The following is a 15,018-nucleotide window of genomic DNA, read 5'->3' as shown; positions in this document are numbered from 1 at the left end:
GGTCACCATGGTGACCTGAGCGTCTGACACATCCCGAGCAAGGAGCCCCATGCCGTTCGCCGACGAGCTCATCAGCGACACCACCGCCGCGACCCTGACCCGCGCGGTCCGGGCGGCCGTCCCGGACGCCACGCTGCGGGAGCTGTCGGCGACCGCGGGCCGGCTCGCCGACCTCTCGCTGCGCGAGCGGGCGGACCTCCTGCGGGACGCGCTGCTCACCGACCTGCCGGGCACCTACGCGGACCTCGCGGCGGTGGTGCGCACCGCGAGCGACGGCGCGGAGCCGTTCGAGGGCTGGCTGATCTGGCCGGTCACGAGCGCCGTCGCGGCTCGGGCCGTGGAGGACGGCACGGACGCGGCCTTCGACGACGCGATGGCGATCCTGGCCGACCTCACCGGCCGCCTGACCGCGGAGTTCGCCGTCCGCACCCTGCTGCGGCACGACCTGGACCGCGCCCTCGCCACGGCCACGGCCTGGGCCGGGTCGGACGACGTCGACGTGCGCCGCCTGGCCAGCGAGGGCACCCGCCCGTACCTGCCCTGGTCGGTCCGGGTGCCGGAGATCCTGGCCCGTCCCGGGGTCACGGTTCCGGTGCTCGACGCCCTGTACCGGGACGAGAGCGAGTATGTGCGCCGTTCGGTGGCCAACCATCTCAACGACCTCAGCCGCGACCACCCGGAGCTCGTGGTCGCGACGGCGGGCCGCTGGCTCGCGGACCCTGCGCCCACGACGCCGGCCCTCGTGCGGCACGCGCTCCGCACGCTGGTCAAGCGCGGGGACCCGGGCGCCCTCGCGCTGCTGGGGTTCGGCCCCGCGACGCTGGAGATCGACGGTCCGCTGCTCGACGCCGCCCGCGTGCCTTTCGGCGGCGCGGTCCGGTTCACCGCCGCGGTGCGCAACGTCGGGGCCGAGGAGGCGCGGCTGGCCATCGACTACGTGGTTCATCACCAGAAGGCCAACGGGGCGCGGACGACCAAGACCTTCAAGCTGACGACCCGCACGCTCGCCCCGGGCGAGCAGGTCGAGCTCAGCCGCGAGCACTCGTTCCGGCCGATCACCACGCGCCGCTACTACCCGGGCCCGCACGCGGTGACGCTCCAGGTCAACGGGGTCGCGACCGACCTGGCGGAGTTCGAGCTCGAGGCGCCGTCGAACGACTGAGCGCCGCTCAGCGCAGCGACGTCCGGACGATCCCCGCGACCACGTCCGCGAGGTCCGCCGGGATCGGCCGGCCGGCGCTCAGGTACCGCCGCACCGCGGCGTAGGGCAGGTCGACGACGACCAGGAGCAGCTCGGTGGTCGAGACCGAGGTCTGGGCGCGGACCCGCCGGGTCAGGCCGCGGATCGCGTCGTTCCAGCGCGCGCTCTCCGTCGCCTCCGTGTCGCGGGCCGCCTCAGGCCAGGCGTCGGCCTCGAACCGCGCGCGGCCCGCGAGGAGCGCGTGCGCGTGGGCGGGCTCGGCCTGGCACCACCGCACGGTGTACGCGGCGAGCGCGGCAGCGGCGTCGACCGGGTCCCCCTCGAACAGCGGGTACGCGTCCCGGTGGTAGCTCTCGATCGCGCCGTTCCACAGGGCCGCGAGCAGGGCCGGGCGGTCGGGGAACCGATAGTAGAGCGACCCGCTGGGCACGCCCGCCTCGCGGATGACCGCCGCCATGGTGACCTTCGCCGGCCCGCCCTCGCCGAGGATCCGGCCCGCGGCGTCAAGGATCGTCGAGGTGTCGTGGGTGGGCCGGGCCATGCGTTGACGGTACTGCAGCACGTCGTTAGAGTCCGGTCTCTAGAGAGAAATCTCTACAACCGTGCGCCGAGAGGAACCGCCCCATGACACTGACCGCGGACGAGGTCTACGCGGCTGCACCGTTCGTCAGGACGCTCGGCGTCGAGCTCGACCGGATCACGCCGGAGGCCGTCGTCGCGCGCCTGCCGTACTCGCAGCCGCTGTCGACGGTCGGCGGCGGCCTGCACGGCGGGGCGCTGATGGGGCTGGCGGACGGCACCGCCGCCGTCTGCGCCGCCGCGAACGGTGGGCCCGGCGCCCTGCCCGCGACCGTCGACTCGACCACCCACTTCCTGCGCCCCGTGCAGGGCCAGGCCACAGCCACGGCCGTGCCCGTCCGGGCGAGCAGCCGCCAGGTGCTCGTCGAGGTCCGGGTGACCGACGAGACCGGCGAGCTGTGCGTGCACGTGCTCCAGACGGTGCGCCTGGTCCACCCGTCGTGACGGCACCGGACCGGGCGAGCCCCCTGCGCTCTCCCGGTCCGGCAAGACGGTCACGACGGCCCGGTCAGCCGAACGTCATCGTGAAGACCTGCACGCCGGCCGGCACCTTCAGGTCGACGAGGCCCTCGGACGGCTCGTCCCCCTCCAGGACCGGGTAGAGCCGCGGGTTCCCGGAGACGTCGATGTCGCGCGTCTGCTCCTTGCCGTCGGCCGTGACCGTCGCCTCGACGGTCCCCTCGCCGCCGAGCACCACGAAGACGTCGGTCGAGCGGTACGCGAGGCGCACGCGGGCGTCGTCGGACACCGCCTCCGCGCCCTGGAAGTCGACGTCCCACGTGCCGCCGAGCGAGAACGTGTCCTGCTTCTGGTCGTCCGCGAGCGTGAACTCCTTGCGGCCCGCCGCGTACCGCGGCTCGCCCGAGTAGTTGATGACGCGCTTGATCGAGAAGTACGTCTCGGGCGTGATCTGGTCGAGCGGGGTCGCGTCCCGCACCGTGGTCGCGCCGGGCAGCTCGACTCCGGGGTTCGCGTCGGCGAGCAGCTCGCGGATCAGGTTCTCGGTGCGCTGGTACCCGCCCTCGCCCAGGCGGATGTGCCGCACGGTGCCGTCGGCGTCGATGAGGTACTGGGCGGGCCAGTACCGGTTCCGGTACGCCGTCCAGGTCGCGTACGAGTTGTCCTGGGCGATCGGGTAGGTCACGCCGAGGTCCTTGGCGCCCGCGATCACGTTGCGCGTCTCGCGCTCGAAGGCGAACTCCGGCGTGTGCACGCCGATCACCTCGAAGCCCTTGCCGACGTCGGCGTACTTGTCGTACCAGGCGCTGATGTGCGGGATGGACCGCTGGCAGTTGATGCACGAGTAGGTCCAGAAGTCGATGAGCACCACCTGGCCGCGCATCGCCTCGAGCTGGAGCGCCTCTCCGTCCGGCGTGTTCAGCCACTTGTCGATGCCGCGGATCTCCGGCGCCGTGCCGCAGTCCTCCAGGACGGGCGCGCCGTTCGAGCAGTTGGACAGCTCGCGGTTCTCGTCGGTCACCAGTCCGCCGAGGTCGAGCGCCTCACGCACCGTCTCGGAGGAGTCGATGCGCTGCTGGAGCGCGCCCGTGTAGTCCGGCAGCAGCCGCTGGATCGCCGCGGGCACGTTGAAGGCCAGCGCGATGGCCAGCAGGATGACGACGATGCCACCGCCGGTGCGGATGGCCTTGGTGTGCCGCTGGAAGGCCTGCACCCGCTCGGCGATCCGGCGTCCGGCCAGGGCGAACAGGAGCAGCGGGAGCGCGGCGCCGACGGCGAACGACACCGTCAGCGCCACCGTCTCGACCCCGATGTTGCCCGTGGCGCCGGCGACCGTGATCGCCGCGAGCACCGGTCCGGCGCACGGCACGTAGAGCACGCCGAGGCCGAGACCGAGGATGAAGGCGCCCCGGTCCTGCCGGGCCGCGCCCCGCTTGGCCCCGAAGGCGGCGATGCGCTGGAACGGCCGCTCCAGGATCATCTCGAACCGGGGCACGATCATGCCGATGCCCAGGAGGACCAGCAGCGTGATCCCCGCCCAGCGCAGCAGGTCCTGCGGCAGCCCGAGCACGGACAGCAGCAGGGAGCCGAGCAGCGTGAAGAAGCTGAAGCTCAGGACCAGGCCCGCGATCACGATGTAGGGGCGCAGGGACGACCGGGTGCGGACGGCGGTGTCCGGCGTCGCGGTGGCGACGCCGCCCCCGCCACCCTCGGCGTCGGGGGCCTTCCCCTGGCGCGCCCCACCGCCTGTCCGGTTCCGCGCACCCTGCACGCCGCCCGCGAAGAAGACGGCCGGCAGCATCGGGAGGATGCACGGCGAGATTCCGGTGATCAGGCCCCCGAGGAGGCCGATGACGATGAGGGTTCCCATGTGCCGGGTTCGGCGCGCGGCCCGTTCCGGATGGGTACGGACCGGACGTCGGACGCCGCGGAAAACTGATGTGCACCGACCCCCATCCGGGGAGCCGACGGCTCCGAACCCCGGTCAAGACGCCCCGTGAGACGCGGGGTGACGCCACACCGAGGAGAGACCGATGAACGCTCGAACCCGCACGTCCTACGCCGTCGCCGGTATCGCCACGCTGGCCATGCTCGGCCTCTCGGCCTGCAGCATGGACTCGTCGGGCGGGGAAACCGGATCGGAGGACACCTCGGCGTCCGAGGAGGCCACCGACTCGATGACCGAGGAGACCCCCGCCGAGGACGACGCCGCGGTCGACCCCGCCGCGAACCTCGTGGGCCCCGGCTGTGCCGCGTACGCCGAGGAGGTGCCGGACGGCCCCGGCTCGGTGACCGGCATGTCCACCGACCCGGTGGCCGTGGCCGCCTCCAACAACCCGCTGCTGACGACCCTTGTCTCGGCCGTGAGCGGCAAGGTCAACCCCGACGTGGACCTCGTCGACACCCTCAACGGTGACGAGTTCACCGTCTTCGCCCCGGTGGACGACGCCTTCAAGTCGATCGACGCCGAGACGATGGACACGCTGTCCACGGACAGCGACCTGCTGACCGCGATCCTCACGTACCACGTGGTGCCCGGCCAGCTCACGCCCGACCAGGTGGTCGGCGAGCAGAAGACCGTCGAGGGCGACACCCTCGAGGTCACCGGCAGCGGCGACGACCTCAAGGTGAACGACGCGAACGTGATCTGCGGTGGCGTCATGACCCAGAACGCGACCGTCTACCTCATCGACGGGGTGCTGATGCCCCCGATGTGATCCTCCAGCGATGACCGAGAGAAGCCCCGTCCGGCCGGACGGGGCTTCTCTCGTGTCCGCGGGTGCGGACCGGATCGCTCGGGACGGGCCGGGTCAGGCCCCCAGCACGACGATCGGTGCCGTCGTGGGCTCCTCGGAACCCGACGCCGGCTCGACCGACACCGCCATGCCCACGCCGTGCTCACCCTGGACGAGCGCGGTCGCCTGGTCGCCCCGCAGGGCGAGCAGGCCCGCCGAGGAGACGCTGCCGTCACCCTCCACCACCCAGAGCTGGTAGGCCTTGCCCTGCTCGGGAGCCGGGAGCCCCTCGGCGTGGAAGAACATGTCGTCGCCGGAGACCAGCACGGACGCCTCGCCGCCACCCTCGACGGAGGCCCGCAGCACCGAGCTGTCCGGGTCGGCCAGCATCTCCGAGACCACCTGCGCCTGCTCGCGCAGGCGGTCGCGCTCGGCGGTCACCTGCACGGCGATCGTGGTCGGGACGGCGATGGCGACCGCCGCGGCGACCGCGGCCACCGCCGTGCCCCAGCGCCGACGACGGCGGCGGGCGGCGAGGTCCACGACGTCGCCGCCGCTGCCCGACGACGGGGTCGTGCCGGCCGTGGCAACCACGGGGCCCGGCCCGGACGCCGGGTCGGACGGCGGCGCGGCGGGAGCGGCGGCGGGCGAGGCGGCCGGAGCAGAAGGTGCCTCCGCCGTCGGGCCCGGGACCTGCGGCGTGCCTGCCACCTGGGCGAGCACCCCGGCGCGCAGCGCGGCGGGCGGTTCGGCCTCGACCACGAACGCGGCGACGACGTCGCGGTACTCGTCGAGCGCACGACGCGCGTCGGCATCCGACGCGAGCAGCCGCTCGACCGCCTCCCGGTCGGCGTCGTCCAGCGCGTCCAGGGCGTACCCGGGGATCAGGTCCCGGACGTCGCCGGCCACGCCGTCGGCACCGGTACCGGTCGTCTCGTCAGCCACGTCCCACCTCCAGGCAGTCCCGGAGCCGGTTGAGGCCGTCGCGGATCCTGCTCTTGACGGTCGGCAGGGCCTTGTCGAGCTTCTCGGCGACCTCGCGATAGGTCAGGCCGCCGTAGTACGCGACCACCACCGCCTCGCGCTGGGTCGGGGTGAGCCCCTCGATGCAGCGGCGCACGGCGGACCCCTCGAGGCGCCGTTCGACGTCCTCGACCACCACGTCCCGCTCGGACTCGTTGGTGCGCAGGTCCGTGTCCCGCTGGTCGCGGTCCCGGTGCGCCTGCTCCGACCGCACGCGGTCGACCGCGCGCCGGCGGGCCAGCGTGGCGACCCAGGTGCGGGCGGAGCCGCGTGCGGCGTCGAACCGCGAAGCCGTCTGCCACACCTCCACCATCACCTCCTGGGTCACCTCTGCCGCATGGTCGGGGTCGCGCAGGACGCCGAGCGACGCGCCGTAGGCTACCGGCCCCAGCGCGTCGTACACGGGCGTGAACGACGCCGGGTCGCCCCCGGCGCACGCCGTGAGCAGTGCGTCGACGGTGTCCCGTGACGAGGTCCGGACAGGTGGTGAGGCCACCGAACCAGTCTGCCCCACAACGGCCTCCGATCGTGTCTGCACCGGTGGTTCGGCGCGGTGGCGCTTATGGATGGGACGACGCGGGGGTGATCCGCGTCACCAGTCGTGGACGGACCCGTCCTGGAGCCGGTTGACCGGCAGGTAGCCGGGCTCGTACGGGTGGGCGGCCGCGAGCTCCTCGTCCAGCTCGACGCCGATGCCGGGGGCCTCGCCCGGGTGCAGGTGGCCGTCCTCGAACGTGTACGCGTGCCGGAAGACCTCGTTCGTCAGGTCGGTGTGGCCCGAGTACTCCTGGATGCCGAAGTTGTGGATCGCCAGGTCGAGGTGGATCGCGGCGGCCATGCCGACCGGCGAGATGTCCTCGGGGCCGTGGATCGCGCTCTTGATCCCGCGCTGACCCGCGTAGTCGAACAGCTTCTTCATGGGGCTGACGCCGCCGAAGTGCGTGACGGCGGAGCGCACGTAGTCGATGAGGCGGTCGTCGATCAGCGTCTGGTAGTCGAAGACGGTGTTGAACACCTCGCCGATCGCCAGCGGCGTGGTCGTGTGCTGCCGCACCAGGCGCAGCGCCTCCTGGTCCTCGGCGGGCGTGCAGTCCTCCAGCCAGAACAGGTCGTACGGCTCCAGGTCCTTGCCGAGGCGGGCGGCCTCGATCGGGGACAGCCGGTGGTGCGCGTCGTGCAGCAGCGGCAGGTCCGGGCCGAACTCGTTGCGCACGGCCTCGAAGACCTTCGGGATGTACCGCAGGTAGGCGGCGGTGTCCCAGTCCTCGACGGCCGGCCGCGCGAGCACGTCGGGCGCGGAGCCGTCGTCCGACGTCGCCGTGTGGACGCCGTAGACGGACTTCAGGCCCGGCACGCCGCTCTGGATGCGGATGCTCTGGTAGCCGCGCTCCTGCAGCGCCCGCACCGAGTCGAAGATCTCGGGCAGGCTGGAGCCGTTCGCGTGCCCGTAGGCGCGGATCCGGTCGCGGCTGGCTCCGCCCAGAAGCTGGTACAGCGGCAGGCCGGCGACCTTCGCCTTGATGTCCCACAGGGCGACGTCGACGGCGGCGATCGCCGCCATGGTCACCGGGCCGCGGCGCCAGTAGGCGCCCCGGTAGAGGTACTGCCAGGTGTCCTCGATGCGGTGCGGGTCGCGGCCGATCAGCAGCGGCGCGACGTGGTCGCGCAGGTAGCTGACGACGGCCAGCTCGCGGCCGTTCAGGGTGGCGTCGCCCAGCCCGGTCACCCCGTCGTCCGTGGTGATCTGGAGCGTGACGAAGTTGCGGCCGGGCGACGTGACGACGACCTTCGCGTCGACGATCTTCATGCGGAAACCTTCTGTCGGTGGTGGGGGAAGCAGGAGTGCGGGCGTCAGCCCTGGGCAGGGTCAGCCCTTGGTGGCGCCGGCGGTGAGCCCGGCCACGAGGAAACGCTGCCCGAAGATCGCGGCCAGCAGGACGGGCACGGTCATGAGGGTCGCAGCCGCCATGAGCCCGCCCCAGTCGGTGCTGGCGTAGGACATGAAGTTGAACAGCAGCACGGGCATCGTCATCGTCCGCTCGTCCGCGAGGATCAGCGCGAAGATGAAGTTGTTCCAGCTGAAGATGAACGCCAGCACCGCGGCGGACGCCGTGCCGGGCGCCGCGAGCGGCAGCGCGATCCGCAGGAACGCCCCGAAGGCGGACAGGCCGTCGGTCCGCGCGGCGTCCTCCAGCTCGACCGGCAGGCCCTCGAAGAAGCCGATCATGATCCACAGGATCAGCGGCACCGAGACGAACATGTGGCTCAGGATCAGCACCAGGTGGCTGCCCACCAGGCCGAGCTGCGCGAACATGTAGTACCAGGGCACGAGCAGCGAGATGGCCGGGATGATCCGGGCCACGAGGACCGTCGAGCCGGTGCGGCGCATCCGGAACCGGCCCACCGCCCAGGCCGCCGGCACGGCGATGACCACGCTGAGCGCCGTCGAGACCACGCCGATGACCAGCGAGTTGAGCAGCGAGTGCGCCAGGGCGCCGTCGGCCAGGACGTTCCGGAAGTTGTCCCAGGTGGGCGAGAAGACCAGGCCGACCGTCGGGTCGGTGACCTGCACGTTGGTCTTGAAGGCGGCGGCGATCATCCAGATGATCGGCAGCGCGATCACCGCGCTGACGACGGTGATCAGCACGCCGCGCAGGACGCGGAAGGTGGTGGTGGCGCTCACGAAGCGCTCCTCTCGGTGCGGCGCCGCAGCACGACCACGACCGCGACGATGAACAGCGTGAACAGGACCAGCACCGCGGAGGCGAGGCCGTACTCCTGGTAGTCGAAGGTGAGCCCGTAGGCGTAGACGTTGAGCGTCTCGGCCTCGAAGTCCGACCCGCCGCCGGGACCCTTGGTCGCGTAGATCAGGTCGAACGTCTTCAGGGCGTCGACGCCCCGGAGCACCAGCGCCGTCAGGATCGTGGTGCGGAGCATCGGCAGGATGATGTGCACGAACCGCTGCCACGCGTTGGCGCCGTCGACCCGGGCGGCCTCCTCCGGCTCCTCGGGCAGCGTGGTCAGGCCGGCCAGCAGCAGCACGGTCATCATCGGGGTCCACTGCCACACGTCGATGAGCATCAGGGTGGGCAGCGACTGCGACACCGAGCCCAGGAACTCCTGCGGCGGGATGCCCACGAACCCGAGCAGATGGTTGGCGATGCCGTTGGTCGGGTCGAGGATGAGCATCCACAGGATGCCGATCGCGACCGGGGTGGCCAGCAGCGGCACCATCAGGATGGTGCGCACGATCTCCATGCCGCGGAACGCCTTGCGCATGAGCATCGCCAGGGCCAGCCCGAGCACGGTCTCCAGCACGACGGCGCCGAGCGTGAACGTGACCGTGCGGCCGACGGCCGGCCAGAACCGGCGCGTGTCCGTCAGGGCGTCGGCGAAGTTCTGCAGGCCCACGTAGGAGCTGCCGGCGTTCACGGCGCCGAACGCGTCCGTGAGGCTGAGGTTGATCGTGAAGACCAGCGGGAACGCGATCATCAGGCCGACGAAGCCCAGCGCGGGCGCGAGGAGCGCCCACTTGAGGCGGCGGTTGGCCTGCTCGAAGGTCACGAACGGCTTGCCCGACGGCGGGGTGCGGCGCGTGCTGTTCTTGGGGCCGACGGCGGTGGGGGCGGTGGTCGTCGTCATCAGAACTCCTGCTGACGGTTGTCGCGGACGAGGAAGTCGTTGAACTCGGCGTCCGCGTCGGCGGCCACGGACGCGACGTCCTCGCCGACGATGCCGGAGACCAGCGGGCGGCCGACGATGTCGCGGGCGCGGCCCACCTGCATCACCTCGGGACGGTCGTGCCCCACGCCGTTGGCTGCGTTGATCCGCATGGCCTCGGCGAGGTCGGCGGGGAAGGACGCGAGTGTCGCCGGGTCGTCCCAGACGGACTGGCGCGCGCCCGGGATGCCCTCGGACTGCAGGCGGGCGACCATCTCGGGGCTGGAGGCCCAGCGGAGAAACTCCCACGAGTCGTCCCGCAGCAGCGAGAACTCATTGATCGCCAGGCTCCACGACGGGATGTTGTGCGGCACGGAACCCGCCTGACCCGCGGGGAAGGGTGCGAAGCCCACGGTGTCGGTGACGGTGGAGATCGAGGTGTCCAGGAAGTTGCTGTAGATCGCGTCGGCGTCGACGTACATCGCGGCCTTGCCCTGCGCGAAGATCGGCATCGCCTGTTCGAGGCTCATGTTGGTGGCCCCGGGCGGTCCGGCGTCGTGCAGCAGGCGCCCGTAGAACTCGTAGGCGGCGACCGCCTCGGGCGCGCCGATGCCCGACCGGCCGTCGACCGTGAAGTCGCCGCCGAACGAGTAGAGGAAGCTCGACCACTGGGTGACGGCGCCGGCCCGCTGGCCACGGCCGACGAACCCGAAGAAGCCCTCGTCGCGCCGCTGGGTCTCCAGGGCGATGTCGAGCATGTCGTCGAGGGTCTTCGGCGCCCCGCCGAACTCCTCGAGCAGGTCCTTGCGGTAGTACAGCGCGGGACGCTCGGTCACGACGGGGACGCTGACCGCGGCGCCCGCGGTGATCGACCGCTCGCGCGGGGCGTCCTGGAAGTCGGTCCAGCGGTAGTCGGCGTCGCCCTCGACCCGGTCGGTGAGGTCGGCGATCCAGCCGTTGCGCGCGAACATCATCTGGTCCTGCAGCGGCCGGATCGTCATGACGTCGATGTCGGTGGCCGACGCGCTGAGCTTGACGTTGAAGCTGGAGGTGAGCTGGTCGGCGGTGAGCATCCGCAGCGACACCCGGCGGCCGATCCGCTCCTCGAACTCGGGGAGGTAGCGGCTGATCGCCTGCGTCCAGACGTGGTTGATCGCGAGCACCCGCAGCGGGGCGTCCGGGCTAGCCGTCCGCGGGCTGCCCGAGCAGGCGGCCAGCACGGACGCGGCGGCGAGCACGCCGAACGACCGCCGGCTCAGCTCGAACCCCCGCGCCACCCGCGGTCTGAGTAGATACGTCATGACGAAACGTCACACCTCCATGTGTGCCCAAGCCCGTTGAGTGCTGGGTATTTGCGTCCCCAGGCGCTGAGATCGCGCAGATATCCAGCACTCAACGAGGGAAGGAGCGTCAGTGGTCCAACTGGTAGGACCAGTTGGACCGTAGCACGGTGCCGAGGGTGGGTTCAAAGGTGCTGGTGGGGTTTAGGGAGCGGCGCAGGTTTGGTCGACGACGCCCTCGTCGTGCCGCTCAGATGATCGAGGCAGCCCTGTCGACCGACGTGGGCGGGTCCGCATCGACAGCGGTGAGGATGCCGTCGTCGTACTCCATCAGAGTGACTGCATCGAGCGTGCTGTCGCCGCGCCGGATGATGCGCACGAGTTCGCGGGCGTTGGCCCGGCACGAACTGACCTCGCCACTTCCGAAGGCCGCGTCGATCGCCCCCGGTGACACCAGCCGGCCGCCGAGCTCGTGATCGTCGAGGCGCCCCGCCCACCACCGAGCGCGGGCACGCTCGTGCGCGGTGTCTCGGTCCGTCTCGACCGACACGATACTCAGCCGCCGGCAATCAGCCTTGGCGAGCGACAGGAGCAAGCGCTCCGCGTAGGCGGGCGTCGACATCGTGCTCTCGACCACGATGTCGAGCCCACTCTCCAGAGCGTTGCGGCGCACGGCATTGCACACCTCGGTCGACAACGTCTGCAGCAACGGTGACAGATCCAGCGGCATGACGTCCCGGCCATCAGGAAGCACCTGGGAGAGCGCGACGTCATACACACCGTCGACCACGCACCAGCGAGCGATGAACTCCTTGGCGACGTCGGCATCGATCACCAACCGCGAGCGAACGTCCTCCACCGCGGCCGACAACGTCGAGCTCTTTCCCGCACCGGGCGGTCCGGCGGTGACGACGACGCAGGTCCCGCCTCTCGTCACGTTCCCGGCGTGGGCGTCGAGGTACCAGTCGCGGGCATCCCGGACGAGCCGACGGCGGCCCGCCGATGTGAGCACCGCATCCAGCGGCATCTCGCCCGAGATCACCGTCAGAGCCGCGGCATGCACCTCGTCGCGCGGCTCACCCATGCGCATCGAGGATCTGATCCACCTCGGACTCGGTCAGAAACCCGCCGTCGAGCAGCGCCTCGACGTCCTCCTCGGACGAGCCCGGCAGCACACCGTCGACGGGGTCGACCCGGCGCGGCACCCAAGCCTCGGTCGCACGGAGGCGCGCAAGCATCTGCTCGGTCGAGATCTTGCCGACGTACCGCTGCAGCACGATCTCCTCGACCGACTCGCCGACCCCCAGCGCCTTCGCCCTGGCGACAAGGCGATGGACACTCGCCTGGGACAGGTGAACGGCCCGGGCGATGTCCCGCTGCGGCATGCCGCCTTCGGCCGCCAGGAACACCCGTCGGGTCCGCTCGATCTCGGCCAGGCGCGCATGCACATAGGCCAACTTCAGATCCGACTCGCCGACTGCAGCGACGTGATTCGACATGGTGACCTCCCGCCAACCAGGCTAGGCGGTGATTCAATGTGAATCAAGCTGGGACGGGCCTACCGCTCCAGCAGGGTCTCGATGTGGCGGGACGCCATCAGGTCCAGGCCGACGTCGAGGTCCGGGCCGTAGGTGCGCAGGCCGAGCGCGAGGTGCTCGCGCATCCGCTCCCGGGCGAGCGCGACGTCGCGCGCCTGGATCGCCTCGACGATCTCGGGGTGGTGCGGCACGCCCGGCTCCCCGATCCGCGGGTCGGAGTTGGAGCGCAGCATCATCTCGAACATCATGCCGCCGATCGACGACAGCATGATGCGCAGCACCGGGTTGCCGCAGGCGGCGGCGATGGTGTCGTGGAACCGGAGGTCCTCGCGCGCCTTGTCGACGACGTCGCCGGCCGACTCCACGCGGTCCAGCGCCTGCACGATGGCGTCGACCTGCTCGTCCGTGGCCCGCTCCGTCGCCAGCCCGGCGATCTCGACCTCGAGCGGGATCCGGGCCTCGATGAGCTGCCGGACCGTCGGGCGCTCGGTGCGGTAGAGGGCGTCGTAGCCCCGCGCGTGCGCCGACGACTGCTCGGTGACGAACGACCCGCGGCCCGGCGCCACCTCGATCAGGTCCGTGGCCTCCAGGCGGCGCAGCACCTCGCGGATCACGTTCCGGCTCGCCCCGAACTGCACCGCGAGCTCGCGCTCGGACGGCAGCTTGGAACCCACGGCCCACGCCCCCGTGCGGATCTGCTGCTCGAGCTGACGCGCGATGTGCTCGGTGAGCAGGCCCCTGCGACCGGTCGTCCCCGCGTCACGGGGATCCAGCGGCGGCACGAGGGGGGATGTCATGCGTCGAGGATAAGCACCGGCGGGTCCGGCCCGGGCCCGACGGCGCAGCGAGGCGGCGCCGGCTACCGCTCTCCCCAGGGCCGATGGCGGCACCCGGCCGTCGCGCAGCTCATCGGACCGCTCGGGTGGTGCTTGTAGTAGTACCGGTCGAAGTCCTCGACGGCGATCATGGTCGGCTCCTGCTCGGAGCCGTCCCAGTCGTAGTCGAGATGGACCCACCCCGACTCGACGGACGTGATCGACCACGGCCGGTGGTTCTGGGACCAGACGCCGTTGCCGACCTCGACGCGGACGCCGTCCCTGGTCACCAGCCCGGAGTCCGACGAGGACGACGGCGAGGAGGCGCCGCTGCCGGACGAGCTCGACGACGTGTCGTCGTCCGCGACCTTGATCACGAACCAAATCACGACCCCGATGATCACGAACAGCTTGATCCAGTTGAGCGGCGTCTCTTCGACTCCGCCGTCGAAGAGCTGGCCGACGAACGGGACTGCCAGCACGCCGAAGGCAAAGAACCCGATCAGCAAGGCGGTGAACTCGAAGCCCCCGGGGTCATCCATGTCGTTCAGGATGAACACGCAGATCCCGAGGACGACCAGCAGAAAGACGTCGACCTGTTCCGCCGTGAACTGCTCCATCGCGCCCCCTGCGTCGCTGCGGTCGGTACCGGTCAGTCAGACGTGCTCGACGTAGCACCCCAGTCTCAGGCCTGACCGTTGTGTCCGGCAACAGCCACTTTGCGCCGCACGCCCAGCGCCGGGCTCAGCACTGCTCGTACGCGTAGGCCTCGTCGTCGGGGCCCACCAGGTCGCGGTCGCGCAGGATCGCCAGCGGGGCACGGTCCGGGTCGGCGCAGACGGCGTCGAACCCGTCCGGGAGGTTGTCGGTGTACTCGATCTGCAGCACGTTCTGCCCGTAGACGCCGGTGTAGGCGCCGCACTCGGCGTACGCGGCGCACTCCTCGGTGACGGCGAAGTCGAACCCGAGGTCGCGCCCCACCGTCGTCGCCTCGGCGGCGTTCTTCTGTCCGATGGCGAGGCCTGCCTCGTGCGCGAGGTCGATGTACGCGCCGGCCAGGGCCAGGGCGGCGTCCTTCTCGATCAGGCCGGTGCCCGGTTCGGTGAACCGCGTCCAGGTGTCGAGGTTGTCGATCTCGACGCCGGCGAAGCCCGCGTCGGCGCAGCCCGTGATCACGGGGCCGAGCAGGTCGAGGATGCGGCCGCGCTTGTCGTCGGTCGACGGGTCCAGGACGTACTCGTCGGGCCAGTCCGGGTCCACGACGAGCTCCCCCGCCGCGTCGTGGAGCAGCAGGTCCTCGTTGTCACCGAGCCAGAGGTCGGCCTGGTCGGGCTGGGTCTGGAAGCCGTTGACGTAGCAGATCCCGTAGGCGCCGTCCGCGGGATCGGCGGTGGCGTCCCGCACGACGACGTCGAGGCCGCCGTCCGGCTCGTACGCGGTGCCGAGCTGGTAGTCGAACCGGCCCGTCGTCGGCGGAAGGGTCACCGCGGCGTCGCCGGTTCCGGCGTCGGTACCGGCGCCCGCGCCGGCGTCGTCCGAGGCCGGAGCGCTGCTGGAGCCGGCCTCCGGGCCGGCCGCCGGGCTGCCCCCGCAGGCCGTGAGCACGAGGGCGACGAGGACGGCGACGATCAGCTGCGGCATCCGGCGATCGTAACGAGCGCGGCGGCAGGGCGAGGGTTGGCCGGCATGCCGCCGTCCGCCCCTCCCCTTTGAGGCCCGGGTTTCTTG

At 71.4% G+C, this 15,018-nt stretch carries 16 protein-coding genes; 3 read left to right on the top strand and 13 right to left on the bottom strand.

What is annotated here, in order from left to right; genetic code table 11:
• Window positions 1–49 precede the first annotated feature (49 nt).
• The gene (locus ACFWEJ_RS18825; RefSeq protein ID WP_377230720.1) at window positions 50–1,162 is read left to right on the top strand and encodes a DNA alkylation repair protein; all 1,113 of its coding nucleotides are present in this window, start codon (window positions 50–52) and stop codon (window positions 1,160–1,162) included.
• Window positions 1,163–1,169: 7 nt separating this feature from the next.
• On the opposite strand, the gene ACFWEJ_RS18820 is transcribed toward ACFWEJ_RS18825, so the two are convergent.
• Window positions 1,170–1,742, bottom strand: a complete 573-nt coding sequence (locus ACFWEJ_RS18820; RefSeq protein WP_377230719.1) for a TetR/AcrR family transcriptional regulator — start codon at window positions 1,740–1,742, stop codon at window positions 1,170–1,172.
• A gap of 83 nt (window positions 1,743–1,825) precedes the next feature.
• On the opposite strand from ACFWEJ_RS18820, the gene ACFWEJ_RS18815 reads away from it, so the two are divergent.
• The gene (locus tag ACFWEJ_RS18815; RefSeq protein WP_377230718.1) at window positions 1,826–2,224 is read left to right on the top strand and encodes a PaaI family thioesterase; all 399 of its coding nucleotides are present in this window, start codon (window positions 1,826–1,828) and stop codon (window positions 2,222–2,224) included.
• Between the two features lie 64 nt (window positions 2,225–2,288).
• Here ACFWEJ_RS18815 and ACFWEJ_RS18810 read toward each other — a convergent pair whose 3' ends face one another.
• Entirely contained in the window at window positions 2,289–4,109 is a 1,821-nt protein-coding gene (locus tag ACFWEJ_RS18810) for a cytochrome c biogenesis protein CcdA (protein WP_377230717.1), read from the bottom strand.
• A 163-nt stretch (window positions 4,110–4,272) separates the two neighbouring features.
• On the opposite strand from ACFWEJ_RS18810, the gene ACFWEJ_RS18805 reads away from it, so the two are divergent.
• Window positions 4,273–4,956, top strand: coding sequence for a fasciclin domain-containing protein (locus tag ACFWEJ_RS18805; RefSeq protein ID WP_377230716.1), 684 nt, complete (start codon window positions 4,273–4,275; stop codon window positions 4,954–4,956).
• A 93-nt stretch (window positions 4,957–5,049) separates the two neighbouring features.
• Here ACFWEJ_RS18805 and ACFWEJ_RS18800 read toward each other — a convergent pair whose 3' ends face one another.
• From ACFWEJ_RS18800 to ACFWEJ_RS18750, 11 genes are all read right to left on the bottom strand, one after another.
• The gene (locus ACFWEJ_RS18800) at window positions 5,050–5,919 is read right to left on the bottom strand and encodes an anti-sigma factor domain-containing protein (RefSeq protein WP_377230715.1); all 870 of its coding nucleotides are present in this window, start codon (window positions 5,917–5,919) and stop codon (window positions 5,050–5,052) included.
• Entirely contained in the window at window positions 5,912–6,493 is a 582-nt protein-coding gene (gene sigK / locus ACFWEJ_RS18795; RefSeq protein ID WP_377230714.1) for an ECF RNA polymerase sigma factor SigK, read from the bottom strand. The genes ACFWEJ_RS18800 and sigK overlap by 8 nt, the downstream gene beginning before the upstream one ends.
• Window positions 6,494–6,589: 96 nt before the next feature.
• Window positions 6,590–7,804 (bottom strand): D-mannonate dehydratase ManD, encoded by a 1,215-nt coding sequence (gene manD / locus ACFWEJ_RS18790; protein WP_377230713.1) that lies wholly within the window; start codon window positions 7,802–7,804, stop codon window positions 6,590–6,592.
• Between the two features lie 60 nt (window positions 7,805–7,864).
• Window positions 7,865–8,680, bottom strand: coding sequence for a carbohydrate ABC transporter permease (locus tag ACFWEJ_RS18785; protein WP_377230712.1), 816 nt, complete (start codon window positions 8,678–8,680; stop codon window positions 7,865–7,867).
• Window positions 8,677–9,639: a carbohydrate ABC transporter permease gene (locus ACFWEJ_RS18780; RefSeq protein WP_377230711.1), complete on the bottom strand. Its 963-nt coding sequence runs from the start codon at window positions 9,637–9,639 to the stop codon at window positions 8,677–8,679. Before ACFWEJ_RS18780 ends, ACFWEJ_RS18785 begins: the two co-directional genes overlap by 4 nt.
• Window positions 9,639–10,958, bottom strand: coding sequence for an extracellular solute-binding protein (locus ACFWEJ_RS18775; protein ID WP_377230710.1), 1,320 nt, complete (start codon window positions 10,956–10,958; stop codon window positions 9,639–9,641). Before ACFWEJ_RS18775 ends, ACFWEJ_RS18780 begins: the two co-directional genes overlap by 1 nt.
• Window positions 10,959–11,187: 229 nt before the next feature.
• A complete protein-coding gene (locus ACFWEJ_RS18770) occupies window positions 11,188–12,021 on the bottom strand; it encodes a zeta toxin family protein (RefSeq protein WP_377230709.1) in 834 nt (277 codons plus the stop codon).
• Window positions 12,014–12,436, bottom strand: coding sequence for a sigma factor-like helix-turn-helix DNA-binding protein (locus ACFWEJ_RS18765; protein ID WP_377230708.1), 423 nt, complete (start codon window positions 12,434–12,436; stop codon window positions 12,014–12,016). Before ACFWEJ_RS18765 ends, ACFWEJ_RS18770 begins: the two co-directional genes overlap by 8 nt.
• A 59-nt stretch (window positions 12,437–12,495) precedes the next feature.
• Window positions 12,496–13,272 carry a FadR/GntR family transcriptional regulator gene (locus tag ACFWEJ_RS18760; protein WP_377230707.1) on the bottom strand — a complete coding sequence of 259 codons (777 nt, stop codon included), beginning with the start codon at window positions 13,270–13,272 and terminating at the stop codon, window positions 12,496–12,498.
• A gap of 62 nt (window positions 13,273–13,334) precedes the next feature.
• Window positions 13,335–13,910, bottom strand: a complete 576-nt coding sequence (locus ACFWEJ_RS18755) for a hypothetical protein (protein WP_377230706.1) — start codon at window positions 13,908–13,910, stop codon at window positions 13,335–13,337.
• Window positions 13,911–14,034: 124 nt separating this feature from the next.
• Window positions 14,035–14,931, bottom strand: a complete 897-nt coding sequence (locus ACFWEJ_RS18750; protein ID WP_377230705.1) for an endo alpha-1,4 polygalactosaminidase — start codon at window positions 14,929–14,931, stop codon at window positions 14,035–14,037.
• Window positions 14,932–15,018 lie beyond the last annotated feature (87 nt).

This window comes from Promicromonospora sp. NPDC060204, from assembly GCF_042728455.1.
Classification (GTDB): Bacteria; Actinomycetota; Actinomycetes; order Actinomycetales; family Cellulomonadaceae; genus Promicromonospora.
The sequence above is the reverse complement of the archived record's forward strand: the minus strand, read 5'-3'. Positions and strand labels throughout refer to the sequence as shown.

Excerpts from the sequence above, each read along its gene's own strand:
- ACFWEJ_RS18825 (WP_377230720.1), top strand. The coding sequence starts at position 50 with ATGCCGTTCGCCGACGAGCTCATCAGCGACACCACCGCCGCGACCCTG.
- ACFWEJ_RS18820 (WP_377230719.1), bottom strand. The coding sequence starts at position 1,742 with ATGGCCCGGCCCACCCACGACACCTCGACGATCCTTGACGCCGCGGGC.
- ACFWEJ_RS18815 (WP_377230718.1), top strand. The coding sequence starts at position 1,826 with ATGACACTGACCGCGGACGAGGTCTACGCGGCTGCACCGTTCGTCAGG.
- ACFWEJ_RS18810 (WP_377230717.1), bottom strand. The coding sequence starts at position 4,109 with ATGGGAACCCTCATCGTCATCGGCCTCCTCGGGGGCCTGATCACCGGA.
- ACFWEJ_RS18805 (WP_377230716.1), top strand. The coding sequence starts at position 4,273 with ATGAACGCTCGAACCCGCACGTCCTACGCCGTCGCCGGTATCGCCACG.
- manD (WP_377230713.1), bottom strand. The coding sequence starts at position 7,804 with ATGAAGATCGTCGACGCGAAGGTCGTCGTCACGTCGCCCGGCCGCAAC.
- ACFWEJ_RS18780 (WP_377230711.1), bottom strand. The coding sequence starts at position 9,639 with ATGACGACGACCACCGCCCCCACCGCCGTCGGCCCCAAGAACAGCACG.
- ACFWEJ_RS18775 (WP_377230710.1), bottom strand. The coding sequence starts at position 10,958 with ATGACGTATCTACTCAGACCGCGGGTGGCGCGGGGGTTCGAGCTGAGC.
- ACFWEJ_RS18770 (WP_377230709.1), bottom strand. The coding sequence starts at position 12,021 with ATGGGTGAGCCGCGCGACGAGGTGCATGCCGCGGCTCTGACGGTGATC.
- ACFWEJ_RS18765 (WP_377230708.1), bottom strand. The coding sequence starts at position 12,436 with ATGTCGAATCACGTCGCTGCAGTCGGCGAGTCGGATCTGAAGTTGGCC.
- ACFWEJ_RS18760 (WP_377230707.1), bottom strand. The coding sequence starts at position 13,272 with ATGACATCCCCCCTCGTGCCGCCGCTGGATCCCCGTGACGCGGGGACG.
- ACFWEJ_RS18755 (WP_377230706.1), bottom strand. The coding sequence starts at position 13,910 with ATGGAGCAGTTCACGGCGGAACAGGTCGACGTCTTTCTGCTGGTCGTC.
- ACFWEJ_RS18750 (WP_377230705.1), bottom strand. The coding sequence starts at position 14,931 with ATGCCGCAGCTGATCGTCGCCGTCCTCGTCGCCCTCGTGCTCACGGCC.